This window comes from Terrabacter sp. 05T424, assembly GCF_056396225.1.
On record NZ_JBFTLB010000001.1, the window covers coordinates 1,026,433 to 1,052,158 of the forward strand.

Annotated in this window: 24 protein-coding genes and 1 pseudogene; 16 read left to right on the forward strand and 9 right to left on the reverse strand. The window is 71.4% G+C overall.

Annotated elements, in window-relative coordinates:
• Positions 1 to 30 precede the first annotated feature (30 nt).
• Positions 31 to 645 (reverse strand): YceI family protein, encoded by a 615-nt coding sequence (locus AC1DE0_RS04800; protein WP_478097639.1) that lies wholly within the window; start codon positions 643 to 645, stop codon positions 31 to 33.
• A 188-nt stretch (positions 646 to 833) separates the two neighbouring features.
• On the opposite strand from AC1DE0_RS04800, the gene miaB reads away from it, so the two are divergent.
• The 7 genes and pseudogenes from miaB to dapF all read left to right on the forward strand — a co-directional run bounded on the left by miaB (position 834) and on the right by dapF (position 7,092).
• Entirely contained in the window at positions 834 to 2,387 is a 1,554-nt protein-coding gene (miaB, locus tag AC1DE0_RS04805) for a tRNA (N6-isopentenyl adenosine(37)-C2)-methylthiotransferase MiaB (RefSeq protein WP_478097641.1), read from the forward strand.
• Positions 2,388 to 2,429: 42 nt separating this feature from the next.
• Entirely contained in the window at positions 2,430 to 3,044 is a 615-nt protein-coding gene (gene def / locus AC1DE0_RS04810; protein ID WP_478097643.1) for a peptide deformylase, read from the forward strand.
• A 49-nt stretch (positions 3,045 to 3,093) separates the two neighbouring features.
• Complete coding sequence (gene miaA / locus AC1DE0_RS04815; protein ID WP_478097645.1) at positions 3,094 to 4,032, forward strand: tRNA (adenosine(37)-N6)-dimethylallyltransferase MiaA; 939 nt, start codon at positions 3,094 to 3,096, stop codon at positions 4,030 to 4,032.
• 114 nt (positions 4,033 to 4,146) lie between these two features.
• Positions 4,147 to 4,482 (forward strand): ArsR/SmtB family transcription factor, encoded by a 336-nt coding sequence (locus AC1DE0_RS04820; RefSeq protein ID WP_478097647.1) that lies wholly within the window; start codon positions 4,147 to 4,149, stop codon positions 4,480 to 4,482.
• 128 nt (positions 4,483 to 4,610) lie between these two features.
• Positions 4,611 to 5,599: pseudogene (locus tag AC1DE0_RS04825) on the forward strand (SulP family inorganic anion transporter); the annotation flags it as partial.
• Between the two features lie 117 nt (positions 5,600 to 5,716).
• Complete coding sequence (locus AC1DE0_RS04830) at positions 5,717 to 6,244, forward strand: STAS domain-containing protein (protein WP_478097772.1); 528 nt, start codon at positions 5,717 to 5,719, stop codon at positions 6,242 to 6,244.
• Positions 6,241 to 7,092, forward strand: a complete 852-nt coding sequence (dapF, locus tag AC1DE0_RS04835; RefSeq protein ID WP_478097648.1) for a diaminopimelate epimerase — start codon at positions 6,241 to 6,243, stop codon at positions 7,090 to 7,092. The genes AC1DE0_RS04830 and dapF overlap by 4 nt, the downstream gene beginning before the upstream one ends.
• A gap of 51 nt (positions 7,093 to 7,143) precedes the next feature.
• Here dapF and AC1DE0_RS04840 read toward each other — a convergent pair whose 3' ends face one another.
• The gene (locus AC1DE0_RS04840) at positions 7,144 to 7,923 is read right to left on the reverse strand and encodes a nucleotidyltransferase domain-containing protein (RefSeq protein ID WP_478097650.1); all 780 of its coding nucleotides are present in this window, start codon (positions 7,921 to 7,923) and stop codon (positions 7,144 to 7,146) included.
• A complete protein-coding gene (locus AC1DE0_RS04845) occupies positions 7,916 to 8,527 on the reverse strand; it encodes a class I SAM-dependent methyltransferase (protein WP_478097652.1) in 612 nt (203 codons plus the stop codon). Before AC1DE0_RS04845 ends, AC1DE0_RS04840 begins: the two co-directional genes overlap by 8 nt.
• A gap of 87 nt (positions 8,528 to 8,614) precedes the next feature.
• On the opposite strand from AC1DE0_RS04845, the gene hflX reads away from it, so the two are divergent.
• From hflX to AC1DE0_RS04860, 3 genes are all read left to right on the forward strand, one after another.
• On the forward strand, positions 8,615 to 10,120 hold the full coding sequence (hflX, locus tag AC1DE0_RS04850) for a GTPase HflX (protein ID WP_478097654.1): 1,506 nt from the start codon (positions 8,615 to 8,617) through the stop codon (positions 10,118 to 10,120).
• A 90-nt stretch (positions 10,121 to 10,210) separates the two neighbouring features.
• Entirely contained in the window at positions 10,211 to 10,366 is a 156-nt protein-coding gene (locus AC1DE0_RS04855) for a hypothetical protein (protein ID WP_478097656.1), read from the forward strand.
• Positions 10,363 to 11,502 carry a GNAT family N-acetyltransferase gene (locus AC1DE0_RS04860; RefSeq protein ID WP_478097658.1) on the forward strand — a complete coding sequence of 380 codons (1,140 nt, stop codon included), beginning with the start codon at positions 10,363 to 10,365 and terminating at the stop codon, positions 11,500 to 11,502. Before AC1DE0_RS04855 ends, AC1DE0_RS04860 begins: the two co-directional genes overlap by 4 nt.
• Positions 11,503 to 11,531: 29 nt before the next feature.
• Here the strand turns inward: AC1DE0_RS04860 and AC1DE0_RS04865 are convergent, their stop codons facing one another.
• Complete coding sequence (locus AC1DE0_RS04865) at positions 11,532 to 13,235, reverse strand: formate--tetrahydrofolate ligase (RefSeq protein WP_478097660.1); 1,704 nt, start codon at positions 13,233 to 13,235, stop codon at positions 11,532 to 11,534.
• 552 nt (positions 13,236 to 13,787) lie between these two features.
• Between AC1DE0_RS04865 and AC1DE0_RS04870 the strand changes: the two genes are divergently transcribed.
• Entirely contained in the window at positions 13,788 to 16,028 is a 2,241-nt protein-coding gene (locus AC1DE0_RS04870; RefSeq protein ID WP_478097662.1) for an ATP-dependent DNA helicase, read from the forward strand.
• A gap of 71 nt (positions 16,029 to 16,099) precedes the next feature.
• On the opposite strand, the gene AC1DE0_RS04875 is transcribed toward AC1DE0_RS04870, so the two are convergent.
• A complete protein-coding gene (locus AC1DE0_RS04875; protein ID WP_478097664.1) occupies positions 16,100 to 17,095 on the reverse strand; it encodes an SPFH domain-containing protein in 996 nt (331 codons plus the stop codon).
• Between the two features lie 62 nt (positions 17,096 to 17,157).
• On the opposite strand from AC1DE0_RS04875, the gene holA reads away from it, so the two are divergent.
• Positions 17,158 to 18,117 (forward strand): DNA polymerase III subunit delta, encoded by a 960-nt coding sequence (gene holA, locus AC1DE0_RS04880; RefSeq protein ID WP_478097667.1) that lies wholly within the window; start codon positions 17,158 to 17,160, stop codon positions 18,115 to 18,117.
• Between the two features lie 211 nt (positions 18,118 to 18,328).
• On the forward strand, positions 18,329 to 18,589 hold the full coding sequence (gene rpsT, locus AC1DE0_RS04885) for a 30S ribosomal protein S20 (RefSeq protein WP_478097669.1): 261 nt from the start codon (positions 18,329 to 18,331) through the stop codon (positions 18,587 to 18,589).
• 145 nt (positions 18,590 to 18,734) lie between these two features.
• On the opposite strand, the gene AC1DE0_RS04890 is transcribed toward rpsT, so the two are convergent.
• Complete coding sequence (locus tag AC1DE0_RS04890) at positions 18,735 to 19,286, reverse strand: type II toxin-antitoxin system PemK/MazF family toxin (protein WP_478097671.1); 552 nt, start codon at positions 19,284 to 19,286, stop codon at positions 18,735 to 18,737.
• A gap of 182 nt (positions 19,287 to 19,468) precedes the next feature.
• On the opposite strand from AC1DE0_RS04890, the gene AC1DE0_RS04895 reads away from it, so the two are divergent.
• Complete coding sequence (locus AC1DE0_RS04895; protein ID WP_478097673.1) at positions 19,469 to 20,695, forward strand: MFS transporter; 1,227 nt, start codon at positions 19,469 to 19,471, stop codon at positions 20,693 to 20,695.
• Here the strand turns inward: AC1DE0_RS04895 and AC1DE0_RS04900 are convergent.
• Together AC1DE0_RS04900 and AC1DE0_RS04905 are read right to left on the reverse strand one after the other, a co-directional pair.
• The gene (locus tag AC1DE0_RS04900) at positions 20,676 to 21,029 is read right to left on the reverse strand and encodes a cupin domain-containing protein (RefSeq protein ID WP_478097675.1); all 354 of its coding nucleotides are present in this window, start codon (positions 21,027 to 21,029) and stop codon (positions 20,676 to 20,678) included. The genes AC1DE0_RS04895 and AC1DE0_RS04900 overlap by 20 nt on opposite strands.
• A complete protein-coding gene (locus tag AC1DE0_RS04905) occupies positions 21,017 to 22,168 on the reverse strand; it encodes a M48 family metalloprotease (RefSeq protein WP_478097677.1) in 1,152 nt (383 codons plus the stop codon). The genes AC1DE0_RS04900 and AC1DE0_RS04905 overlap by 13 nt, the downstream gene beginning before the upstream one ends.
• 184 nt (positions 22,169 to 22,352) lie before the next feature.
• On the opposite strand from AC1DE0_RS04905, the gene lepA reads away from it, so the two are divergent.
• Together lepA and AC1DE0_RS04915 are read left to right on the forward strand one after the other, a co-directional pair.
• Entirely contained in the window at positions 22,353 to 24,212 is a 1,860-nt protein-coding gene (lepA, locus tag AC1DE0_RS04910) for a translation elongation factor 4 (RefSeq protein WP_478097774.1), read from the forward strand.
• Positions 24,213 to 24,355: 143 nt separating this feature from the next.
• Positions 24,356 to 24,847 (forward strand): hotdog fold domain-containing protein, encoded by a 492-nt coding sequence (locus AC1DE0_RS04915; RefSeq protein ID WP_478097679.1) that lies wholly within the window; start codon positions 24,356 to 24,358, stop codon positions 24,845 to 24,847.
• A gap of 3 nt (positions 24,848 to 24,850) precedes the next feature.
• Here the strand turns inward: AC1DE0_RS04915 and AC1DE0_RS04920 are convergent, their stop codons facing one another.
• On the reverse strand, positions 24,851 to 25,675 hold the full coding sequence (locus AC1DE0_RS04920; protein WP_478097681.1) for a tyrosine-protein phosphatase: 825 nt from the start codon (positions 25,673 to 25,675) through the stop codon (positions 24,851 to 24,853).
• Positions 25,676 to 25,726 lie beyond the last annotated feature (51 nt).

Consider the following 25,726-nt stretch of genomic DNA (forward strand, 5'->3'; position numbering starts at 1 on the left):
CCCACCCCCTTCGGGTGTGCTGCGGGAGGCTCAGGCCTGCGCGGGCACGACGGCGATCGCCGAGATGTCGAACTCGAGCTTGACCTTCTCGCTCACGAGGACGCCACCGGTCTCGAGGGCCGCGTTGAAGGAGAGGTTCCAGTCGGTGCGGTCGATGGTGGTCTCACCCTCGAAGCCGACGCGGATGTTGCCGAAGGGGTCCTTGGCCGAACCGGTCTCCTCGAAGGGGACGGTGATCGGCTTGGTCACGCCGTTGATCGTCAGGTCGCCGGTGATGGCCCACTCGGAGCCGTCGCGCTCGACGTCCGTCGAGACGAAGGTGATCTGCGGGTAGTTCTCGATGTCGAAGAAGTCGGGCGTCTTGAGGTGGCCGTCGCGCTGCTCGTTGTGCGTCGTGACCGAGGCGGCCTCGATGACGACCTTGACCGAGGAGTTGGCCGGGTTCGCGGTGTCGACCGTGGCCGAGCCCTCGAACTGCTCGAAGTTGCCGCGGACCTTGGTCACCATCGCGTGACGGGCCGAGAAGCCGATGCGCGTGTGGCTGGCGTCGAGGGTGTAGTCACCGGAGATGTCGGAGACGGCGACCGAGGTGGCCTCGACGGTCTCGGTGGCGGCCTCGGCCTTGGTGCGGTTGAAGAAACCCATGGGGAGCGTCCTTACGAAGGGGGTGGTCAAATGTTCAATGACTATGTTGCCGGAAAATGGTTGAACTGTCAAGCAGTGTGGTCAACCGAGCTCTCGGGGGCGCTATTCCCGAGGGATCGCGGCGTCTCGAGCGACGGCCCTCTGCCTGGCGGCCACCCACCGGCGCACGCCGTACCCTTGTCGGTGCCATGACTATGCAGACCTCCGCGCAGAAGCCCGCCAGCACCGGGAGCAGGACGTACGACGTGCGCACCCACGGGTGCCAGATGAACGTCCACGACAGCGAGCGCCTCGCCGGGCTCCTCGAGACCGCCGGCTACGTCGACCTCGCCAGCCTCCCTGTGGGGGAGCGGCCCGAGGTGGCCGACGTCGTCGTGTTCAACACGTGCGCGGTGCGCGAGAACGCCGACAACAAGCTCTACGGCAATCTCGGCCAGCTGCGACCGGCCAAGCAGAAGAACCCCGACATGCAGATCGCCGTCGGTGGCTGCATGGCCCAGAAGGACCGTGGCGCCATCGTGCAGCGTGCACCGTGGGTCGACGTCGTCTTCGGCACGCACAACATCGGCTCGCTCCCTGCCCTGCTCGACCGGGCCGCGCACAACCGCCGCGCCGAGGTCGAGATCCTCGAGAGCCTCGAGGTCTTCCCGTCGACGCTGCCGACCCGTCGCGACTCGGCCTACAGCGCCTGGGTGTCGATCTCCGTCGGCTGCAACAACACGTGCACCTTCTGCATCGTGCCGAGCCTGCGGGGCAAGGAGCAGGACCGGCGCCCGGGCGAGATCCTCGCCGAGATCGAGGCGCTCGTGGCGCAGGGCGTGGTCGAGGTGACGCTGCTCGGCCAGAACGTCAACACCTACGGCGTCGAGTTCGGTGACCGGCTCGCCTTCGGCAAGCTGCTCCGCGCCTGCGGCGAGGTCGAGGGCCTCGAGCGGGTCCGCTTCACCAGCCCCCACCCGGCCGCCTTCACCGACGACGTCATCCTCGCGATGGCTGAGACCCCCAACGTCATGCCAAGCCTGCACATGCCGCTGCAGTCCGGCTCCGACAAGGTGCTCAAGGACATGCGCCGCTCCTACCGAAGCACGAAGTTCCTCGGCATCATCGAGAACGTCCGTCGGCACATCCCCGACGCCGCGATCACGACCGACCTCATCATCGGCTTCCCCGGCGAGACCGAGGAGGACTTCCAGGGCACGCTCGACGTCGTGCGCGAGTCCCGCTTCTCGAGTGCCTTCACCTTCCAGTACTCCATCCGGCCCGGCACACCGGCCGCGACGATGGCCGACCAGGTGCCCAAGGCTGTCGTCCAGGACCGCTTCGACCGCCTCATCGCGCTCCAGGAGGAGGTCAGCTGGGCCGAGAACCGCACGTTCGAGGGTCGTGAGGTCGAGGTGCTCGTCGCGCCGTCCGAGGGCCGCAAGGACGCCGAGACCAAGCGCCTCTCGGGTCGGGCGCGTGACAACCGGCTCGTACACTTCGCAGTGCCCGAGGGCGCCGAGGTGCCGCGCCCGGGCGACATGGTCACCGTGGCCGTGACCTACGGCGCCCCGCACCACCTCGTCGCCGACTCCGGGGTCGAGGGCGGCACGTATGCCGTCCGGCGCACACCCGGCGGAGACGCGTGGGCGGCGCTGCAGGACGCCCCGCAGGGCACCGGCAAGCCGGCCGTCAGCCTCGGTATGCCGTCGATCGGCCGCCCGACCGTGGCGCCGGTCGCGCCCGGGTGCTCGACCACCTGAGCCGATTCGGGATCGCTCGAGCCCTCATGCTTGACTTGGCGCATGTCTGTGCGCCCCATCGTCATCACGGGTGAGCCCGTCCTGCACCGCTCGGCCGCCCTCGTGACCGAGTTCGACGAGGCCCTCCGGACGCTCGTCGAGGACATGTACGAGACGAACGTCGCCGCGAACGGCGTGGGCCTCGCGGCGCCCCAGGTGGGGGTGGGGCTCCGGGTCTTCGTCTGGAAGATGGCCAACGAGGACGGCGTGCCCGAGCAGGGCCACGTCATCAACCCGACCGTCACGACGTCCAAGATCCCGCAGGAGCGGCCCAACCCCGACGAAGAGACCGAGGGATGCCTCTCGGTGCCCGGTGAGGCCTTCCCGCTCAAGCGGGCGGACCGGGCCCATGTCGTCGGGCTCGACCTCGATGGCAACCGGGTCGAGTTCGACGCGACCGGCTGGTTCGCGCGGTGCATGCAGCACGAGTACGACCACCTCAACGGCACCCTCTACGTCGACCGGCTCGACGAGCGCCAGTCGAAGAAGGCGCGCAAGGCGGTCAAGCGCAACGGCTGGGGCAAGCCCGGCAGCTCGTGGCACCCCGGCGTCGACAGCGACCCCTTCGGCCACGACGAGGACCAGAGCGACGAGCACGCCGACGAGCTCATCGGCTGAGGCCCTCGGTGGTCCGTCCATCCGACACCTCGCTCCTTCGGCAGTCCCGGTGAGCACTGAGCCCGACCAGGCGGCAGGGCCGCCGATCGTCGCCGTTGTGGGCGCCACAGCCACCGGCAAGTCCGACCTCGCCCTCGACCTCGCCGAGCGCCTCGGCGGCGAGGTCGTCAACGCCGACGCCATGCAGTTCTACCGCGGCATGGACATCGGCACCGCCAAGCTGGTCCCGGCCGAGCGACGAGGCATCCCGCACCATCAGCTCGACGTCCTCGAGGTGACCGAGGAGGCGAGCGTCGCCGGCTACCAGGCCGCCGCCCGTGCCGACATCGCCGCCATCCGGGAACGTGGCCACCGCCCGTTGCTTGTCGGAGGGTCGGGACTCTACGTCCGGGCGGCGCTCGACCGGCTCGACATCCCGCCGACCGACTCCGCGGTCCGCAGCCGCCTCGAGGCGGAGTCCGAGACGATCGGCGGCGACGCGCTCCACGCCCGCCTGCGCGAGCTGGACCCGACGTCGGCAGCCAGGATCCTGCCCGGCAACCTGCGCCGGGTCATCCGGGCGCTCGAGGTGATCGAGCTCACCGGCAGGCCCTTCAGCGCGACCATGCCGACCCGCGAGTTCGTCTCTCCTGCAGTGATGCTCGGCCTGCGGTTCGACCGTGACCTGCTCGTCGACCGCATCGACCTACGAGTCGAGCGCATGTGGGAGCAGGGGCTGCGCGCCGAGACCGAGACGCTGCTCGCGCGCGGCCTGCGTGACGGCGTGACCGCGAGCCGCGCCATCGGCTACAGCCAGGCCATCGCCGTGATCGACGGCGAGATGGACGAGGCCACGGCACGCACCGAGACGGCCCAGGCCACGCGACGCTATGCCCGGAGGCAGGAGTCGTGGTTCCGGCCCGACCCCCGCATCGTCTGGCTCGACGCGACCGACGGCGACGGGGCCAGGGTGCTGGACGAAGCCCTCCGCGTGCTCCGCGTGTCCTGACCGGCCGGCGCGCACCGACCGGGTCCTGCCGTCTCTCGAGACGGCCGTGCTCGAGCGCACCTCATGACTTGATAAAGTGTGCAACTGAAAAGGTCCGCATCGAAGGGTCGTCCCATGAGTGTGCCGCTCTACCAGGCGAAAGCAGAGTTCTTCAAGACGCTCGGACACCCGGCTCGCATCCGGATCCTCGAGCTGCTCTCGGAGCGGGACCATGCCGTGCACGAGCTGCTCGACCACATCGACATCGAGCCGAGCAGCCTGTCGCAGCAGCTCGCCGTCCTGCGGCGCACGTCGCTTGTCACCTCGACGAGGGTCGGCGGTGAGGTGGTCTACTCGGTCAGCGTCCCGGAGGTGCGTGACCTGCTGCTCGCCGCACGGCGCATCCTCTCGGGCATCATCGCCGCCCAGGGAGAGCTCGAGTCCGAGCTGAGCCCGGCGGCGGGCTCATGACCCTCGAGCTGGACGTCCAGGGGGTCCGAGCCTGGACCGCGCGGCAGGCGCGACGGGTGAAGGCGTTGGCTCCGCGCAGGTCCGACTGGACCTCGACGCGGCTCGGGCGGGACCTGCCTGCTGGGCTGATGGTCGGCCTCGTCGCGTTGCCGCTCGCACTCGGCTTCGGGGTGAGCTCCGGGATGGGAGCCACGGCTGGACTCGTGACGGCCGTGGTCGCGGGCGCCGTCGCGGCGGTCTTCGGGGGCAGCCGGGTGCAGGTGAGTGGGCCGACCGGTGCGATGACTGTCGTCCTCGTCCCCATCATCGCGACGTACGGTCCGCACGGCGTCCTCGTCGTCGGGCTCATGGCCGGTGTCGTGCTCGTCGCGCTCGGCTACGCGGGTACGGGCCGCTACATCCGCTACGTGCCCGTGCCGGTCGTCGAGGGCTTCACCCTCGGGATCGCGGCGATCATCTGCTCCAGCAGGTGCCTGCGGCCCTGGGCGTGCACGCGGCAGGGGAGAAGGTGCTCGGCCAGGCGCTGGGCGCAGTCGGCGACTGGGCGTCCCACCCGGCCTGGCCCTCGCTCGCCGTCGCCGCCGCCGTCGTGGCCGGGGTGCTCGGGCTGGCGCGCCTGCGTCCGGGCCTGCCGTGGGCGCTCGTCGTCGTCGTGCTCGCGACCGTCGCCGACTCGGTGCTCGACCTCGGGATCGCCACCATCGGCGCGGTACCCGCCGGCCTGCCCGCTCCCTCGCTACCGTCGGCGGCGGTGTCCGACCTCGGCTCGCTCGTGCTCCCCGCCGTCGCGGTCGCAGCCCTCGCCGCGCTCGAGAGCCTGCTCTCCGCCACCGTGTCGGACGCGATGAGCGTGGGGCAGCGGCACGACTCCGACCGTGAGCTCGTCGGGCAGGGTCTCGCCAACCTCGCAGCGCCGCTCTTCGGCGGCATACCGGCCACCGCGGCCATCGCGCGCACGGCGGTCAACGTGCGATCAGGGGCGGCGTCGAGGCTCGCGGCCCTCACGCACGCGGCCGTCCTCCTCGTCATCGTGCTCGTGGCCTCCCGATGGGTGGCGATGATCCCCACCGCTGCCCTGGCCGGAGTCCTCGTCGCGACCGCGGTGCAGATGGTCCGTGTCTCGAGCCTCGGCGCCCTGCTGCGCTCCTCGCGGGGGGATGCCGTCGTCCTCATCGGCACGGCTGCAGCGACGGTCCTGTTCGACCTCGTCATGGCGGTGCTCCTCGGGCTCATCATGGCCGGCTTCTTCGTGCTGAAGCAGGCCGCCGCCTCCGCCCGGCTCGAAGAGGTTCCCCTCGACGAGCGCGACCACGGCGACGAGGAGCGCGCGTTGCTCTACGAGCACATCGTCGCCTACCGGATCGACGGGCCGATCTTCTTCGGGGCCGCGCACGACTTCCTCCTCGAGCTCACCGAGGTGAGTGACGTGCGCGTCGTCGTCCTGCGGATGTCGCGAGTGACCGTCATCGACGCCACGGGTGCCACCGTGCTTGCCGACACGATCTCGCGGCTCGAGGCGCGCGGCGTCTCGGTGCTGCTCTCGGGGGTGCGGCCCGAGCACGAGCGGATCCTCCGCGAGCTCGGGGTCTACGAGGGCTTGGCGCACGAGAAGCACCTCTTCGCGACGACGCCCGGCGCGATCGAGCACGCGCGCGTGCACGCCGCACGCGTCGCCCACGATCCGTCTGGGACCCCACCCGGGGCCGACCGGGTGGACCCCGCGAGCACGGCCGGACGGCATACCGGAGAATGGCCGGCATGACGCGCTTCACCAAGGGCCACGGCACCGAGAACGACTTCGTGCTGGTCCCCGACCTGGAGGGAACGCTCGAGCTGACCCCTGCCCAGGTGCAGCGCATCGCCGACCGGCACGCCGGTCTCGGCGCCGACGGCGTCATCCGGGTCGTGCGCACGGCGTTCTCGACCGACGAGTCGGTGCGCGCCCAGGCGCACGAGGCGCAGTGGTTCATGGACTACCGCAACGCCGACGGCTCCCTCGCCGAGATGTGCGGCAACGGCACGCGGGTGTTCGCCGAGTACCTCCGCCGCGAGGGACTCGCCTTCGGCTCGTCGTTCGCCATCGCCACGCGTGCCGGCGTCAAGACCGTGCGGGTCGTCGACGAGGGGTATGCCGTCGACCTCGGTCCGTGGCGCCTCGGCGACGAGGAGGGTGCTCGCCGTGACGGCTTCGACGTCATGGTCAAGCCGCGCCACGGCAAGCCGGTGCCGGCGCTGACGCTCGACATCGGCAACCCGCACGCCGTCGTCATGCTCCCCGAGGGCATCACCCTGGACAACCTCGACCTCGGCGAGGCGCCCCAGCTGCACCCCCAGCCCGCCGACGGCTGCAACGTCGAGTTCGTCCGGGCGGTCGGCCCCGGACACATCGCGATGCGCGTCCACGAGCGCGGCGTCGGTGAGACGCGATCGTGCGGCACGGGGGCTGCGGCTGCAGCCCTCGCGACGCGCTTCTGGTCGGGCGTCGAGGACCTCAGCCCTTGGACGGTCGACGTGCCAGGCGGCCGCCTGACCGTGACCCCCCTGCCGGGTCAGCGGGTCGAGCTCGCCGGCCCGGCCGCCCTCGTCGCCGACGGCGACTTCCCGCTCTGACCCCTGCGTCCCGATCCGCTCGACGCCGTATGCCGTCCGGCGGGCGGGTGGTCAGGCCGGGTCGTGGGCCGGATCCGGAGTGGGCCGGGACCCTGCCGCGCCCGGGTCGGCACCGTCGAGGCGGTGGCCCTCGAAGAGCGGACCGCCGTGCAGGGCGAGCACGTCGTCGGCGAACGTGAGCAGGAGCGACGCGTCGCCTCCTGCCACGGCGATGAGCGCCCTCTCGTGGCGGGAGCGCCAGTCGCTGCCGTCGCGTGCGTCGAGGTCGGCCAGCTCGCGCACGACCCACTTGCCGCGGCCCCACCAGTGCCCGGCACCGTGGAGGAGCAGGTGCGCCGAGTCGTCGGCGAGCACGGTGGCGGTCACGAGGCGCTCGTGGGCGTCGTGCGCATGGGTCACGTCGTCGACGCCGTCCGTGACGGCATACCTCAGGGTGGCGAGGTCGTCGCCCGTGAGGCGCGGCGGCCCGGCCTCCAGGAGCCGGCGTGCGGTGGCCTGCCACTGTGCCGCGGAGCCGTCGGTGTCCAGGAGGATCTCCGACGAGCCGACGAGCCGCGCCAGCACCGGTCGACCGGCAGCCACCTCACGCCGCACGTAGCGACCGAGGGAGGTCTCGGTGTGCACGAACAGCTCGACCGGCCAGCCCCGGAAGCGACGGGAGTGCCGGTACGGGGCCGGGGGCCCCGGGAGCAGCACGGTCACGTCGAGGTCCGACCCGGGGGTCGCCTGACCGAGCACGACACTTCCACCGAGCCATGCCGCCCGAGCCTCCGGGAACCACTGCACGACAAGGGCTTTGGCATCCTCAACGGCGAGAGCGACCTCAGGCACGCCGCACCTCGAGGATGCGGAACGCCTTCGCCGAAGCGAGCCGGCTGCAGGTCAGGCCCCAGTCCTGGGCGTTGATCCACCTCTGGAGCGAGTCGCTGCCCAGGTGCTTCTGCACGACGAGGTGGGCGACGCCGTCGTCGGCGAGGCGGGGGAGCCACCGCTCGAGCAGGGCGTGCAGGGCGGCCTTGCCCACGTGGATGGGCGGGTTCGACCAGATCGTCGCGAACCGGAGGTCGTCGGGCACCTCGTCGGGCTCACAGAAGTTGACGGCGTCGACGCCCGCAGCCAACGCATTCGTGCGGGCGAGGTCGAGGGAGCGGCGGTTGACGTCGACGCCCCAGACCCGTGCGCCGGGGGAGCGGAGCGCCAGCGTGATGGCGATCGGGCCCCAGCCGCAGCCGATGTCGAGCAGGTCGCCCCTGGGGCTCGGGGCGGGGGCGCCGGCGAGGAGGACGGCGGTGCCGGGGTCGAGGCGGTCGGGGGAGTAGACGCCGCGAGCGGTCGTCAGCGACAGGCGTCGCCCCTCGAGCGTCACGTCGATGGTGCGACGCTCCTCCGGTGAGGCCGGCTCGGCGCTGAAGTAGTGGTCGGTCGGCTCGCTCATCACGGCCACCGTATCGGCACCCCCGGCACACCGCCGGGCACAAACGAGTGGCCCGTGGCGTTGGACCTTTGGAACCATAGGGAGAACATGACGAGCAACCACAGCAACCACACAGGCGACTCCGCTCGCGGCGCAGACCGCGAGCGCGACCTTTTCGGCACCCGCGCCACAGCGCTGGCCGCCACTGACCACGAGCCCGACGAGGCGGCATACCCCCTCTACGACGGAGACCAGCTCGAGCGCGAGGAGCGCGCGGCGCTCCGACGCGTCCAGGGCCTGTCCACCGAGCTCGAGGACATCACCGAGGTCGAGTACCGCCAGCTGCGCCTCGAGCGCGTCGTGCTGGCCGGGGTCTGGACCGAGGGCAGCGCCGACGACGCCGAGAACTCCATCCGCGAGCTCGCGGCGCTCGCGGAGACCGCCGGCTCGACGGTGCTCGAGGGCGTCATCCAGCGTCGTCAGCGACCCGACCCCGCCACCTGGCTCGGCAAAGGCAAGGCGGTCGAGCTGCGCGACATCGTCGTCGCCGAGGGCGCCGACACGGTCATCTGCGACGGCGAGCTGGCACCGAGCCAGCGTCGAGCGCTCGAGGACGTCGTCAAGGTCAAGGTCATCGACCGCACCGCGCTGATCCTCGACATCTTCGCCCAGCACGCCAAGAGCCGCGAGGGCCGCGCGCAGGTCGAGCTGGCCCAGCTGCAGTACCTCCTGCCGCGCCTGCGCGGCTGGGGTGAGTCGATGTCCCGTCAGGCCGGTGGCCGCGTCGCCGGCGGTGAGGGCATCGGATCCCGTGGACCCGGTGAGACGAAGATCGAGCTCGACCGTCGTCGGATCAACACGAAGATCGCCAAGCTCCGCCGCGACATCAAGGGGATGAAGACGAGCCGCGACACGCGTCGCCACTCGCGTCGGGCCGGGGGCGTCCCGTCCGTCGCCATTGCCGGCTACACCAACGCCGGCAAGAGCTCGCTGCTCAACCGGCTCACCGGCGCCGGTGTGCTCGTCGAGAACCAGCTCTTCGCGACCCTCGACCCGACCGTGCGTCGGACCGAGACCGAGGACGGCCGCGTCTACACGCTCGCCGACACCGTGGGCTTCGTCCGCAGCCTGCCGCACCAGCTCGTCGAGGCGTTCCGTTCGACCCTCGAGGAGGTGGGCGACTCCGACCTGCTCCTGCACGTCGTCGACGGCTCGCACCCCGACCCCGAGGGCCAGATCTCGGCCGTCCGCGGCGTGCTCGCCGAGGTCGGTGGCGACCAGATCAAGGAGATCATCGTCGTCAACAAGGCCGACATCGCCGACCCGGAGGTGCTCGACCGGCTGCGACGTCACGAGAAGCACTGCGTCACGGTGTCGGCCCGCACGGGCGAAGGCCTTGCCGACCTGCGTGCCCTCATCGCCCACGAGCTGCCCAAGCCCGAGATCGAGGTCGAGGTGCTGGTGCCCTACGACCGCGGTGACCTCATCTCGCGCCTGCACGACGAGGCCGAGATCCTCGAGAGCGAGCACGTCGCCGACGGCACCCGGGTGCGAGCGAAGGTCACGCCGACGATCGAGGCCGACCTCACGGCATACGTCGTCGTCACGAGCTGACACCGCGAGCGCCCCACGGGGCCACGCCTCCAGACACGACGCCCGGCGGGTCACCCGCCGGGCGTCGGTGCTGTCGGAAAGGATGGGGTCATGGCCCTCGAGATCCCCTGCCCCTACTGCGGCACGCAGATGTACGCCGAGCAGGCGCACAACCGCTGCCCCGCCTGCCTCTACATCGAGCCGTGCTGCGACGGAGCCCCGCAGGCCGTCTGTGGGACTCGCGCTCCTGAGCGCCAGTCGCAGTGACCGCACCCACCGGCCGGCCGGACGTCTGGGTCACGACGGAGCGTGTGCTGCTGCGCCCGCCGCGGCCCGACGACCTCGACGACTACGTCCGTCTCCACACCGACCCCCGCACCTACGCCCATGCGCCCGCAACCATGCCGACGCCAGAGCGCTGCCGCGACCGGCTGGCCGCCGACCTCGCCGACTGGGAGGCGTCCGGGCTCGGGTATGCCGCCGTCGTCGACCGCGCATCGGGCGACGTGATCGGGTGGGCGGGTCTGCGGCACAAGGACTCCGACGCGACCGCGCTGAACCTGTACTACCGGCTCGCGCACGACAGGCTGGGCTCCGGGCTCGGGCGCGAGATCTCCAGGGCCCTCGTGGCGTGGGGTGTCGAGCACCGCCCCGAGGCCGTGGTGACCGCCATGGTCGACACGGTCAACGCGGCGTCACTGCGCACGGCCACGCGCTCAGGGCTCGTGCAGGTGGGCACCCGGTCGTCCAAGGACGACCTCGACAGCGAGCCGATGGCGTACTTCGAGGCGCCGGAGGTCCGGGTGGTGCCGGCCGTCGATGCAGAGGGCCTTCGTGAGGCCATCGTCGACCTGTGGGTCCGCGTCAACGACGACGGTGGGTCGGTCGGGTTCCTGCCCGGCGCTGCCGCCGTCGACGTCGCGGCCGCCCTCGACCGGCACCTCGACGACGTCCGCGCCGGACGGTCGCTCCTGTGCGTGCTGGTCGACCCGGTCGTCCAGGCGGGCGCCGTGGGAGGGGACGCGCGAGGTGGCGGGAGAGACCCCGACGATGTGGGCGCGGCGGCCGGGCAGCTGCGTGGCCTGGGATTCTGGGAGCACTCGCGCGGCTTCCCCTACGACCACGTGGCCGGGCTCAAACGGCTGATGGTCGACCCCTCGGCGCAGGGACGCAACCTCGGTCGCATCCTCCTCGGCGCCATGGTCGGCGTCGCGCGCCGCGACCTCCCGTGGGTCGAGCTGCTCCGGCTCGACTATCGGGACGGGCTGGGGCTCGGCGACTTCTACGAGAGAGCCGGCTGGACCGAGGTCGGGCGCGTCCCCCGGGGGCTGCGGCTGGGCCCGACCGACTACCGCGACGACGTCGCGATGGCCCGCCGCGTCGACGGAGGCCCGCTCCGCTGAGCCACACCCGCCCGCGGCGGTCCCACCACTCAGGACAGTCCGGTGGTCGACCCGTCCTCTCGGATGTCGATGCGCTCGGCGTTGGGCGACTTGGGCAGGCCGGGCATGGTCCTCATGTCGCCGCAGATCGCGTAGACGTACCCAGCGCCGACCGCTGCCCGGACCTCGCGCACGGGCAGCCGCCACCCGGTGGGCGCGCCCTTGCGGGAGGGGTCCGACGACAGGGACAGGTGCGTCTTCGCGATGACCACCGGCAGCTCTCCGAAGCCGAGCCGCTCGTACTCCTTGAGGGCCTTGGCGGCGGAAGGGCTCACCTCGATCCCGTCGGCTCCATAGATCTCGGTGGCGACCCTCTCGATCTTGTCGGTGAGCGGCAGGTCCAGCGGGTAGAGGAAGCGGAAGTCCGAGGGCTCGTCGGCAGCCTCGACGACGGCCTGAGCGAGCTCGAGTGCCCCGGCCCCGCCGTCGGCCACGTGCGTCGTCACCGCGCAGCGCACCCCGAGCTCGTCGCACAGTGCGCGCACGACCTGGTGCTCGGAGGCGTGGTCGGTCGGGAACGCGTTGACGGCGACGACGGGTCGGATGCCGAACCGCTGGATGATCTCGATGTGCTTGCGCAGGTTGGACAGGCCCGCCTCCACCTCCCGTGGGTTCTCGTCGAGGAGGCCTTCGGGGAGCGGCCGGCCCGGCTTGATCGTCCAGTGGCCCGAGTGGGCCTTGAGCGCGCGCACCGTTGCGACGAGCACCGCCGCGTCCGGCACCAGGCCGCTGACCCTGCACTTGACGTCGAAGAAGCGTTCCGCACCCATGTCGGCGCCGAAGCCGGCCTCGGTGACGACGTAGTCGCTGCCACGCACGCCCACGAGGTCGGCGATGACGGACGACGTGCCGGTGGCGATGTTCCCGAAGGGCCCGCAGTGGATGACGGCCGGCCCGCCCTCGAGGGTCTGGAGCAGGTTCGGCTTGAGGGCGTCACGCAGGATGACCGCCATCGCTCCCGCCGCGCCGAGGTCGTCCGCGGTGACGCTCTTGCCCTCGACGGTGTAGGCCACGACGATCCTCCCGAGCCGCAGCCGGAGGTCCTCGAGCGAGGTCGCCAGGGTCAGCAGCACCATGACCTCGCTGGCTGCCGTGATGTCGAAGCCGGTCTGGCGCACGAGCCCGTCCTCGCGTGAGCCGATGCCCACGATGACCGTGCGCAGTGCCCGGTCGTTGACGTCCAGCACCCGCCGCCAGGTGATGTTCCGGACGTCGATGCCGAGCTTGTTGCCTTGGTGCAGGTGGTTGTCGATCATCGCCGCGAGCAGGTTGTGCGCGGCTGTCACCGCGTGGAAGTCGCCCGTGAGGTGGAGGTTGAGCCGTTCCATCGGCACGACCTGGCTGTAGCCGCCGCCCGCCGCACCGCCCTTGATGCCGAAGGTCGGACCCATCGACGGCTGGCGCAGGCACACGACGGCCCGGTGGCCTGTTCGGCCGAGCGCCTGCGCCAGACCGACCGACGTCGTGGTCTTGCCCTCGCCGAGCGGCGTCGGGGTGATGGCCGTGACCACGACGTACCGCGCACGGTGCGCCTGGGTCGGCTCGTCGAGCACGCCGAGGTCGATCTTGGCGACGTCGCGGCCCCAGGGTTCGAGGTGGTTCTCCGTCACGCCGAGGTCGGCGGCCACCTCGACGAGCGGCCGCAGGGTCGCCGCGGTCGCGATGTCGAGGTCGGAGGGCATCTTTGCGTTCATACCTCGATGGAACTCCTGACCGACCGCCCTCGGGGCACGATCGGCGCAGGAGGTTGCGTGACATCGGTCCCACCCGCGGGCCACGGACGAGTGCCGGCTCCCGACCGCGGGGGGTGGTCGGGAACCGGCACCGTTCTCCGGCACTTCACCGGGGGAGCGAGCCTTGGGGGGACGGCTCGAGGAGTGCCGGGGAGGTCCGAGCTCCGAGGGGCCGAGCTCGCACGTGGGGCGTCAGGGACGGGAGGCCTGCTGCTCGATCAGCCCGTCGGTAACTGCGTCGGTCGCGCCGATCGCGCCGAGCGGGCCGGGTGGGTCAGGGTCGTCTGTCGGTGACGTTGCCATCGCGTCATCTCCCTCGAGGTCCAGCGGAGCATCGGGTTCACTGACGTCTTCAGGGTAGGGCGGGGCCGAGGGTCTCGGTCACTGTCCCTTGGTACTAGTACCGGCCGAGCGACCACTCGCGACGTCCCTGGACGGTCGTTCCGGCGCCTAAGGGCGACACGTGGGGGACACCGCGCACGAGCGGGCGACCGGGCGGCATACGCTGACCCGATGGCCCAGCGACCTGCGCTCGACGAACTCCTCCACGCCGCGGTCTCGGGAGTCGGTGGCGCGGAGCGGCCCGGCCAGGTCGAGATGGCCCGGGCAGTCGCGAAGGCGGTCGACAGCGGCGAGCACCTGCTCGTGCAGGCGGGCACCGGCACCGGCAAGTCGCTGGCCTACCTCGTGCCCGCGGTGGCCCACGCCTTCGCGGCCGGCAAGCCCGCGGTCGTCGCGACCGCGACCCTCGCTCTCCAGGGGCAGATCGTCGACCGTGACATGCCTCGGGTCGCCGACGCCCTCGCGCCCGTGCTCGGCCGGCGGCCCACCTACGCCCTCGTCAAGGGGCGCCGCAACTACGTGTGCCTCAACAAGCTCGAGGGCGGGTTCCCCGACGACGAGGACGGCCTGCTGTCGGTCGGGCAGGTGGACGCGAGCGTCGGCCGCCTCGGGCAGGAGGTCGTGCGGCTGCGCGAATGGGCCGGGGCCACCGACTCGGGCGACCGCGACGAGCTCGTGCCCGGCGTCTCCGAGCGGGCCTGGCGCCAGGTGTCCGTGTCGGCTCACGAGTGCATGGGCGGCAAGTGCCCGCTCGTGGCCGAGTGCTTCGTCGAGCGGGCGCGTGCGGCGGCGAAGGACGTCGACGTCGTCGTCACCAACCACTCGTTCATGGCGATCGACTCGTTCGAGGGCCGCCAGATGCTCCCGGAGCATGACGTGCTCGTCGTCGACGAGGCCCACGAGCTCGTCGACAGGGTCACTGCCACCATCACCGACGAGCTCACCGGCACGATGGTCATGACCGCAGCGAAGAAGGCCGGGCGCATGTCGGAGAACACGGCTGCGCTCGACGAGGCAGGGGAGCTGCTCGCCCAGGCGCTCGAGCCGCTCGAGGAGGGCCGCATGCTCGGCGTGCCCGACTCCGTGGGGCTGGCGCTGGCCCGGGTCCGCGACACCGCACGCGTCGTGCAGAGCGACCTCAAGCCGCCGCCCGGGCAGGAGTCCGACGGGGCACGCCAGGTCGCCCGTGCCGCCGTCGACGAGGTGCACGAGAACGCCGAGCGCATCCTCGAGGAGCGCGATCTCGACGTCGTGTGGCTGGGCCGCGACCCGCGCCGCGGCCCCGTGCTGCGGGTGGCCCCGATGAGCGTCGCGATGCTGGTGCGCGACAAGGTCTTCGAGGAGCGCACCGTCGTGCTGACCTCGGCCACCCTCGAGCTCGGCGGCACGTTCGACGCCGTCGCCGGCACGATCGGGCTGCGCGGCGAGGGGGCGCCGAAGTGGCAGGGACTCGACGTCGGCAGCCCGTTCGACTACCCCAAGCAGGCCATCGCCTACGTCGCGGCGCACCTGCCGCCACCGGGTCGCGACGGTGCGGGCGACGACACCCTCGACGAGATCGAGCAGCTGGTCCGGGCGGCCGGGGGGCGCACGCTCGGCCTGTTCTCCTCGATGCGCGCGGCGCAGACCGCGGCGGAGGTGATGCGGGCCCGCTTCGGTGACGACATCCCAGTCCTCTGCCAGGGCGAGGACCAGATCACGACGCTCGTGCGGCAGTTCGCGCGCGACCCGCGCACCTGTCTCTTCGGCACGCTGACCCTCTGGCAGGGGGTCGACGTGCCCGGCTCGTCGTGCCAGCTCGTGCTCATCGACCGCATCCCCTTCCCGCGTCCCGACGACCCGCTCGCGTCCGCCCGCTCGCAGGCCATCGCGCGCATGGGCGGCAACGGCTTCATGGCCGTCTCGGCGACGCACGCCGCCCTCCGTCTCGCCCAGGGCGCCGGCCGGCTCGTGCGGCGTGCCGACGACCGCGGGGTCGTGGCGTTCCTCGACTCGCGCATGATGACGGCGAGGTATGCCGGCTTCCTCCAGCGCTCGCTGCCGCCGTTCTACCCGACCACCGACAAGAAGATGGTGCTTGCCGCGCTCGAGCGGCTCGACGCGATGGCCCCACCCCCGGTCGCCGTCGAGGAGCCGGCCCTGCGCTCCCTGACCGGCGCCCGCGCCGACGCCGACGGCACGGAGCACCCCCGGCCGGTGGCCGGCCCGCCGCCGGTCGCGCCGTCGACCCGCAACGCCGTCACGTCGGGGCACGCGTGGACCGAGGAGCAGGACGAGGAGCTGCGCGACGCCGCCGAGTCCGGCATGCAGCTCGACGAGCTCGTCGACCACTTCGAGCTGCCCGAGGAGACCATCCGGGCGAGGGTCGAGCAGCTCGGGCTCTCGCTCGCCTCCGGCGCCCTCTTCGACTGAGGGGGCCGCGCAGCCCGCGATCGAGAGAACGCTCCGTCCTGCGAACGGCGCGTTCTCTCGATCGGGCGCGGCTACTGGGACTTGGCTGCGGACTTGGCGGCGGGGACGGCCGGCAGCTGGAGCAGGTTCTGCGTGCCCTGCGGGATGACGATGAGCGAGTCGCCGTGCTCCCTGAGCATGTCGATGTACTTGCTCATGAGCACCTGCTCGTTGAGGCGGTTCTGGCACTTGTCGGAGCCGACCGGCACGACCTTGACGGCCGTGACCTCCTTGCCGTTGATGACCTCCCTGACCTGCGTGGAGGTAGCGCCGCACCGGATGATCTGGTCGGCGTCGGAGGTCGCTTGCGCCTCGGTCTTGGTGATCTCGGCCTTGGCGAGCGCGGTCTGGAGGTCGGCCTTGGCCGCCTCGGCGTTGGCCAGCGAGCTCTGCACCTTGTCGTAGTTCGCCTGGACGCTCTGGTCGAGGGTGATGGCGCGCGGGTCGACCTGCTCGACCGTGACGCCCACCTCGCCGAGGCGCTTCTCGAGGCCCTCGGTGATGCGCAGGGCGAGCTCACCGCGCGACTGGCGGACCGCGGCCGCCGCGAAGGTGGTCGGGGCGTCGCGGGTGACCGAGGAGACGCCCCGCAGCACGGCGCGGGCGATGAAGGTCTCCTGGTCGGGGTACTGCCGGATGATCTCGGGCAGCTTGCCCGGGTTGAGCGAGTAGCGGATGGTCACGTCGTAGGCGACGGTCGCGTTGTCGCTCGTCACGGTCGAGACCCGGCCACCGTCTTCGTCGAGCGCGATGGTCTGGTTGCGGATGTCGAAGGTGATGAGGTCCTGCCACGGCGCCTTGAGATGGATTCCCGTCGCGCTGATGGCCTCGTCACCGACCGTGCCGAAGGTCTTCGTCACCGCGGCCTCACCGGCGTCGAGGCGGTAGTACGAGGCGCTCGCGACGAGGAAGAGGGCGAGCCCGAAGGGGATGACGGCATACCGGCTCAGCTTCTTCGGGTGGTCTTTGAGTCGGAGCAGGACGAGACCGACGGCGGCGAGCACGAGGGCGAGGACGAGGGCGAACATGACCTTCACTTCCACGGGGACGGGCGGCCCGGCTGTCGGGCCCGCATGGCACAGTTGACGCCATGACCGACCCGGCCGTTCCGCCCTTCGTGCTCGTGACCGGCCCGGAGGGCGTTCTCGTCGAGCGCGCCGTCGCCTCGGTGCTCGCCGCGGCCCGCGAGGCCGACGCCGAGGTCATCCGCATCGACCCCTCGACCTACGAGTCCGGGGCGCTCCAGATGCACGCCAGCCCGTCCCTCTTCGGCGGCGCCAAGACCATCGTCGTGCGCGACCTGCACGAGTCGCCCGACGAGCTGCAGCTCGACCTGCTCTCGCTCCTCGCCGCGCCCGACCCGGACGTCGGTCTCGTCGTCGCCCACGGCGGGGGCATGAAGGGCAAGAAGGTCCTCGACACGATGAAGAAGGCGGGCGCCCGGGTCATCGACTGCCCGGCCGTCAAGACCGACCGCGACAAGACCGACTTCGTGATGAAGGAGTTCGCGGCCGCGCGCCGAAAGATCACGAGCGAGGGGGTGCGTGCCCTCGTCGAGGCCGTCGGCAAGGACGTCCGCGAGCTCGCCGCGGCCTGCTCCCAGCTGGTGTCCGACACCGAGGGCACCATCGACGACACCGTCGTCGACACCTACCACGGGGGCAAGGTCGAGGCCACGGGCTTCCGGGTCGCCGATGCGACGATCGCCGGGCACTCCGGGGAGGCCCTGCGGCTGCTGCGGCACGCCATAGCCACCGGTGTCGACCCGGTGCCGATCGTCGCCGTGATCGCCTCGCAGCTGCGCCAGCTCATCAAGGTCGGCGCGGCCGGGCGCGGCAGCTCGGGCCAGCTCGCCAAGAGCCTGGGCATGGCGCCGTGGCAGATCGACAAGGCGCGGCGCGCCGTCGGCCACTGGAGCGCCGACGGCCTCGCGGTCGCCGTCCAGGCCGTCGCGGCTGCCGACTTCGAGGTCAAGGGTGGCGGGCGCGACCCGGTGTACGCCGTCGAGCGCGCCATCCTGACGATCGCGCGGGCCCGCGCCGCGCGCTGACAAGGGGATGAGCGTTACGGCCGGGCGGCATACGGCCGGTTTGGTCGAGCACGCCCGCCGCTGGTAACTTTGGACGTCGCGTGCGCGCTCAGGTCGTGCGCGCACGTCTGCAGCACCCAGAGCTGCTCACGCAGGGTGTCCCCACGCCCGGTCCCGAGCAGCTTTGCCGCCCTCTAACGGCAACCATCCGACCGAACGAAAGTACACACACGTGGCAAACATCAAGTCGCAGCTCAAGCGCATCAAGACGAACCGCACGCGCACCGAGCGCAACAAGGCCGTCAAGAGCGAGCTCCGCACCTGGGTCCGCAAGGTCCGCGAGGCCACCGCCTCCGGCGACAAGGACGCCGCTGCCGACGCCCTCAAGACCGCCTCGAAGAAGCTCGACAAGGCTGTCTCCAAGGGTGTCATCCACGAGAACCAGGCCGCCAACAAGAAGTCGGCGCTGGCGAAGAAGGTCGCGGCGCTCTGACGCCACCACCCAACGCGTGATCGGGCCCGTCACCACGGTGACGGGCCCGATCTGCACCTCGGTCGAGTCTGGGTTGGGTCCCGGCGGGCCGTCGTGTCTCTCGGGGCCGCCTCCGTGCCGCCTGGGAGTGCTGTGCGCCCTGGCCTCAGCCGTGATGGTGCGCGCGGACGGCGGCGACCACCTCGTCGTAACGATCGCGGGGGAGCACCGCGCCCTCGCGGCGGACGCCGTCGGGATCGACCCGCACGAGCCGGTTGACGCGCACCTCGCTCGGCCGGCCCTGCCGGTCCCAGGCGCCCGAGCCGATGTCGACCCACTCGCGTCCTGAGCGACGCTCCTGCTGCTCGTCCCGGTCGTGGTCCTTGCTCGTCAGCGGGAGGCCGACGAGCCAGTCGCCCTCCCGCCCGACGATCAGCACCGGCCGGTCCTTGCCCTGGGCGTGGTCCTCCTCGTAGGGGACCCAGGTCCACACGATCTCGCCGGGGTCGGGTCGTCCGTCGGGCCTCGGAGCGTAGGTCGTGTCGGGCACCCGTGTGGCGTCGCCGGGATAGTCGGCCGCGGACGGCCTTGGCTGCTCCTGCGGCGTGGCGTGTGGCCGGGCCGTCGGTGTGCCGCCGGGCCGGGTGGGCATGGTCGTCGACGTGCCGCGCACCAGGCCGCGCAGCCGGCCGAGGAGACGCTCGAAGGTCGTGGGCATGGGAATCACCGTAGCCGCGAGGCCGTTACCGTTGGGGTCCGACCGGGTCGACGGCGATCCGCAACCACCAGCAGGACAGCAGACCAGCACGCCGGCGCCGGGCACGACCGCGTCGAGCGCGCCCATCCGCACCCATCCGCGCCCGAGCTGGACGCCACTTGCCGAGACCCGGAGACCACCCTTTGAGCCCCGCCGCCCGCCGCACCACCCTCGCCATCCTCGCCCTCGCCGTCGGGGGCTTCGCCATCGGCACCACCGAGTTCGTGACGATGGGCCTGCTGCCGCAGATCGCCGAGGGGACCGGCGTCGACATCGCGACCTCCGGCCACTACGTCTCCGCCTACGCCCTCGGCGTGGTCGTGGGTGCGCCCCTGATCGCCGTCGGCTTCGCGAAGGTGCCGCGCAAGGGTCTGCTGATGGGGCTGATGGCCTTCTTCGCCGTCGCACACGTCGCGATCGTCGCCGCCGACACGTATCCCTCGGTGATGGCCGCGAGGTTCCTCGCCGGCGTGCCGCACGGTGCGTTCTTCGGCATCGGCTCCGTCGTGGCCGCCTCGCTGGTCTCACACCAGCGCCGCACCGCCGCTGTCGCCGCGATCCTCGGCGGCCTCGGCGTCGCGAACGTGGTGGGCGTGCCCGTTGCGACGCTGCTCGGACAGCGCTTCTCGTGGCACCTGCCCTACCTGCTCGTCGGCCTCGTCGCCGCCCTCACCGTCGGCGCGATCGCGCTCTGGCTGCCCCACCAGCCGCCCAGCGGCGAGGAGTCCATGCGCACCGAGATGCGGGCGCTGCGACGCGTGCAGGTCTGGCTCGCCCTGTTGATCGGCGTCGTGGGCTTCGGCGGCATGTTCGCGATGTACTCCTTCATCACGCCGACGATGACCGAGCTCGCGGGCCTCGATGAGCGCTACATCCCCTGGGTGCTCGCGGCCTACGGCTTCGGCATGGTGGCGGGCATGGTGCTGAGCGGTCGGGTCGCCAACCGGGTCGGCGTGCTGAAGGGCATCATCGGCGCCCTCGGCCTCATCGCCGTCCTGCTCGCCGTCTTCGGCTTCGCCGCTCGCACGCTGTCGCTCGCGGTGATCCTCGTCTTCGTGCTGGGCCTGCTGCCCTCGATCGTCGTGCCGCTCCTGCAGACGCGTCTGATGGACGTGGCCCACGAGGGGCAGTCGCTCGCTGCGGCGCTCAACCACTCGACCCTCAACACCGCCAACGCGCTCGGGGCCTGGCTCGGCTCGCTCGTGCTCGCGGCAGGCTGGGGCTACGGCGCGCCGAGCCTCGTCGGGGCGGGCCTCGCGGTGCTCGGTGTCGGGGTGGCCGTCGCGTCGGCGCTCCTCGAGCGTCGAGACCGCGCCGGCGCCGCGTCGCCGGCAGGCCAGCGGGTTCCCGTCACTCCAGCCACTCGGTGACGAAGCGCTCGTTGGCGTGGATGTGCACCGCCTCGTAGCCCTCGGGCCCGGTGCGGAACCGGTGCGGCGTCCCGGCCGGGACGACCAGCACCTGACCGGCCCGTCCGACGACGACACGGGCCTCGTCGGCGGCGCCGACCGTGAAGGTCGCCGACCCGCGCCGGATGATGAACGTCTCGGCGTACGGGTGCTGGTGCAGCCGCGGGCCCACGCCCTCCTGCGACGTCGACTCGAGGATGATGCTGATGCCCGCGCCGCCGGGCAGCTCTTCGTAGTTCTCGGTCCAGTCCTCGCCGTCCTCGCGCCCGTCGGCGCGGCTGATCAGGGTCTCCACCGGTCGTCCTCTCTGGTCGGGTCGGTCGGGAGCGGTTCGCTCGCCCCGACCTCACGTCGAACCGCCGCCCCCTCGTTCGACATCCCGTCGTTCGACATCCCGTCCTGCGACATCCCGTCCTTCGACATCCCGTCGTCCGACATCCCGTCGTCCGACATCGCGGCGTAGGCGTACGCGCCCGTGACGGCCGGCTCGGGGGGAGCCGGGAGGCTCGTCGGCGTGAAGCCGACCCGCGCCGGCAGCGCGTACGTGCCGGGGGCTGCCGGCTGGCCCCAGAGCCAGGGTTCACGTGGACGCCAGAGCAGCCTGCCCGGCCGGCGCCGGTCACGCAGGGCGTGCATGCGCCAGAGCAGCACGGGGTGGCTGGCAGCGGCGTTGGTGACCCAGACGAAGAAGCCCGGCTCGGTCACGGCCCGGTCGGCCATCGCGTCGACGTCGACGGACCGGCCCAGGTACTTGCCGCCGGCGAGCGTCGCCATGGCCGAGCGAGCCCCCTGCGGCACGAGGGCGTGGCCGTAGTTGTCGGCCGTGTACTCCTGGGCTCGGCTCAGGGTCGAGCCCACCAACGGGATCCACTGCGAGGCGAAGGTTCCGAGGATGCGCCAGTAGCTCGTGTGGCCGGCCGCGATGTGCCCCACCTCGTGCGCGATGACGAACCTCAGCGCGTCGGGCTCGCGGGCAGCGCCGCCGACCTCGAGCAGGTCGCTGTTGATGATGACGAACCGGCGGTAGCCGTGCCCCGACGCGGCCGCGTTGATCACCCCGTTGCCGAGAACCACGTACGCGTCGGGAACGAACGAGAGCCCGCTGCGGCCCGCAGCGTCGAGGAGCATCGCGTACGCCTCCGGGAACTGCTCGGGCGTGAGCCTGATCCCGCCGAGGCGCTGCATGGCCCACAGCTGGCCGCGGGCGAACCACACCAGCACCGGCGCGAAGATCAGGGCCAGGGCGTACACGTCGGGTGTGCGGCCCTCGTCGAACGCCACGAGCACCTCGGTGAAAGCCGCAAGGAGCAGCAGCAACGACATGACGCAGGCGACGACGAGAGTGAGGATCTCGCGCGGGTGGCGCACGTGCCGCCGCAGGGGCAGGTGGGATCCGGGGGCGACGGGAAGGACCTGCATGGGTTGGGCACGCATGGGCGCCATTGTCCGTCACCTCCACGCGAGGGGTGTGAGCGGTGGACCGGCAAAGCATGGGAGACTGTGCTGATCTCGGCGGTGTGCCGCGAACCGACCGCGCGCTCGGTCGTGCCCGACTCAGCACCACCGTTCCGCCTGACCTGACCCCTGACTCTTGCGAGGTTCGTCCCACGTGTCGCCCATGGCCCGCTCCGCGTTGGCACCCAACGCAACGCCGCCGGACCTGATCCGCAACTTCTGCATCATCGCGCACATCGACCACGGCAAGTCGACGCTGGCCGACCGCATGCTGCAGCTCACCGGCGTCGTCGACCCGCGTGCGATGCGGGCCCAGTACCTCGACCGCATGGACATCGAGCGCGAGCGCGGCATCACGATCAAGAGCCAGGCGGTCCGCATGCCGTGGGCTGTGGAGGACGAAGGTGGAACGTCTACGACCTACGCCCTGAACATGATCGACACACCGGGCCACGTCGACTTCACCTACGAGGTGTCGCGCTCCCTGGCCGCGTGCGAGGGCGCCGTCCTGCTCGTCGACGCCGCCCAGGGCATCGAGGCGCAGACCCTCGCGAACCTCTACCTCGCGATGGAGAACGACCTCACGATCATTCCGGTGCTCAACAAGATCGACCTGCCGGCCGCACAGCCGGAGAAGTACGCCGAGGAGCTCGCCAAGCTCATCGGCGGCGAGCCCGAGGACTGCCTCAGGGTGTCGGGCAAGACCGGCGAGGGCGTCGAGCCGCTGCTCGACACGATCGTGCGCCAGCTGCCCGCGCCGACGGGCGACGCGAACGCCCCGGCCCGCGCGATGATCTTCGACTCCGTCTACGACACCTACCGGGGCGTCGTCACCTACGTCCGCGTCGTCGACGGCAACCTCAACCCGCGCGAGCGCATCGTCATGATGTCGACCAAGGCCACGCACGAGCTGCTCGAGATCGGCGTCATCAGCCCCGAGCCGGTGCCGAGCAAGGGTCTGGGCGTGGGGGAGGTCGGCTACCTCATCACCGGCGTGAAGGACGTGCGCCAGTCTCGCGTGGGCGACACCGTCACCAACGCGAGCAAGCCCGCCACGAAGGACCTCGGCGGCTACCGCGACCCCAAGCCGATGGTCTTCTCGGGCCTCTATCCCATCGACGGGTCCGACTACCCCGACCTGCGCGAGGCGCTCGACAAGCTCAAGCTCAACGACGCCGCACTCGTCTACGAGCCCGAGACGTCCGCGGCGCTCGGCTTCGGCTTCCGCGTCGGGTTCCTCGGACTGCTCCACCTCGAGATCGTCCGCGAGCGGCTCGAGCGAGAGTTCGGTCTCGACCTCATCTCGACCCAGCCGAACGTCGTCTACGACGTGATGATGGACGACGGCAAGGCCGTCCACGTCACCAACCCGAGCGAGTACCCCGACGGCAAGATCCGCGAGGTGAGCGAGCCGGTCGTGCGCGCCACGATCCTCGCGCCGTCGGAGTTCGTCGGCGCGATCATGGAGCTGTGCCAGCAGAAGCGCGGCAACCTCCGAGGCATGGACTACCTCTCCGAGGACCGTGTCGAGATGCGCTACACGTTGCCGCTCGCCGAGATCGTCTTCGACTTCTTCGACCAGCTGAAGTCACGCACCCGCGGCTACGCCTCGCTCGACTACGAGCCCGACGGCGAGCAGGTGGCCGACCTCGTCAAGGTCGAGATCCTCCTCCAGGGCGAGACCGTCGACGCCTTCTCGGCGATCGTCCACAAGGACAAGGCGTACGCGTACGGCGTGATGATGGCGAGCAAGCTCAAGGACCTCATCCCGCGCCAGCAGTTCGAGGTGCCGATCCAGGCCGCCATCGGCTCGCGCATCATCGCCCGCGAGAACATCCGCGCGATCCGCAAGGACGTCCTCGCCAAGTGCTACGGCGGCGACATCAGCCGCAAGCGCAAACTCCTCGAGAAGCAGAAGGAGGGCAAGAAGCGCATGAAGATGGTCGGACGGGTCGAGGTGCCGCAGGAGGCCTTCGTGGCTGCCCTCTCGAGCGACGGCGACTCGGGCAAGACGAAGAAGTAACGCGCACAAGGCAGCTCACGGTCGTACCGTGATACCACGGCCGGAGTGTGGGTGCGTCGTACGCGTGGCCGTCTGGGCAGCGATCCGACCGTCGTCCGGACGGCCGCGTGGCACGCCGGGTTACCGGCCGGTAACCTGACGGCATGATCGACGCCTACGCGCTCTACCGTCGCCTCGAGCACGTGCCGCTGGGAAAGCGCGTCTTCGGGCTCGCGTTCACCGCGGCGGCGCCGTACTTCCGGTCCGTGCGGCCCCGGGTCGTCGAGGTGGCGCCCAACCGTGCCGTAGTCGTCGTGCCCAAGCGGCGACGGGTGCAGAACCACATCGGCACCGTGCACGCCATCGCCGCTTGCAACGGGCTGGAGGCGGCCATGGGCCTGCTGGCGGAGGCGAGCATCGCGCCCACGCACCGGTGGATCCCGCGGGGGATGGACGTGCGCTACCTCGCGAAGTCGACGACCGACCTCACCTGCACGGCGGTGACCGAGCCCGGGGCCTGGTCGCCGGCCACGGATGACGCGCCGTCCGAGGTGCCTGTCACGGTGACGGCCACACGGGCAGACGGCGTCGTCACGGTCGAGGGGACGATCCACCTCTACGTGAGCCCGCGAAGCTCACAGGGCCCCCGCTCCTGAGTGTCAGGCCGAGAGCAGCTTGCGGCGCAGCCGGTCGGTGTCGGCAGCGGTCCAGCCCTGCGCGGCCAGCCATCCCAGCGGGCCGTCGTAGCGCTCGTCGAGCGTGGCGAGCAGCATCCGCATCGTCTCGGTGGTCGGCGACTGCTGCGCCACCGTCTTGTCCTTGAGGTTGTCGGCATAGGCCGGCTTGGCCCGCAGGCGCCCCATGATCGCCGCGACCCGCTCGGCCGAGGCGGCGAAGTCGGCGATGACGAGCTCGTCGGGAACGTCGGCCACCTTGAGGGCGAGCCCCACGACGGTGCCGGTGCGGTCCTTGCCCGCCGCGCAGTGCACGACCGCGGCTCCGCGGCTCGAGGCGATGGCGCGCAGCGCGGCCACGACCGAGTCGGGGCGCTGCGCGAGGTAGCCGAGGTAGTGCTCCGACCAGAACTGCTCGTGGCTGCGCCGGTGCTCCTCCTCCACCGCCGCAGCCGCAGCGGCCTCGCGCCGCTCATCGGTCTCCCAGGGCAGCGCGCGCTCGGCGGCCGGGATGCCCGACTCGGTGGTGTCCTCGCGGTACAGGGTGTGGTGGTGGTGCGTGACGCCGTCGACGGCGAGCAGCGGACCTTCCCCCTCCTTGGCGACCTCGACGTGCGTGCGCAGGTCGACGATGTCGGAGACCTCGTAGGTGCCCACGAGCGCCTCGACGGCCTGCGGCGTGAGGTCCTGGAGGTTGTCGGAGCGCAGCAGTCGGTGGGGGAGCACCTCGTCTCCTGCGCTGGTCACCATCCCCCCGAGGTCTCTCATGTTGACGACGCCGTCGAGCTCGATCCAGTTGGGGCGGTACACCCTTGCACCCTAGGTGACTGCCCGGCGTCCCGTTGCACCCACCCACCGGCG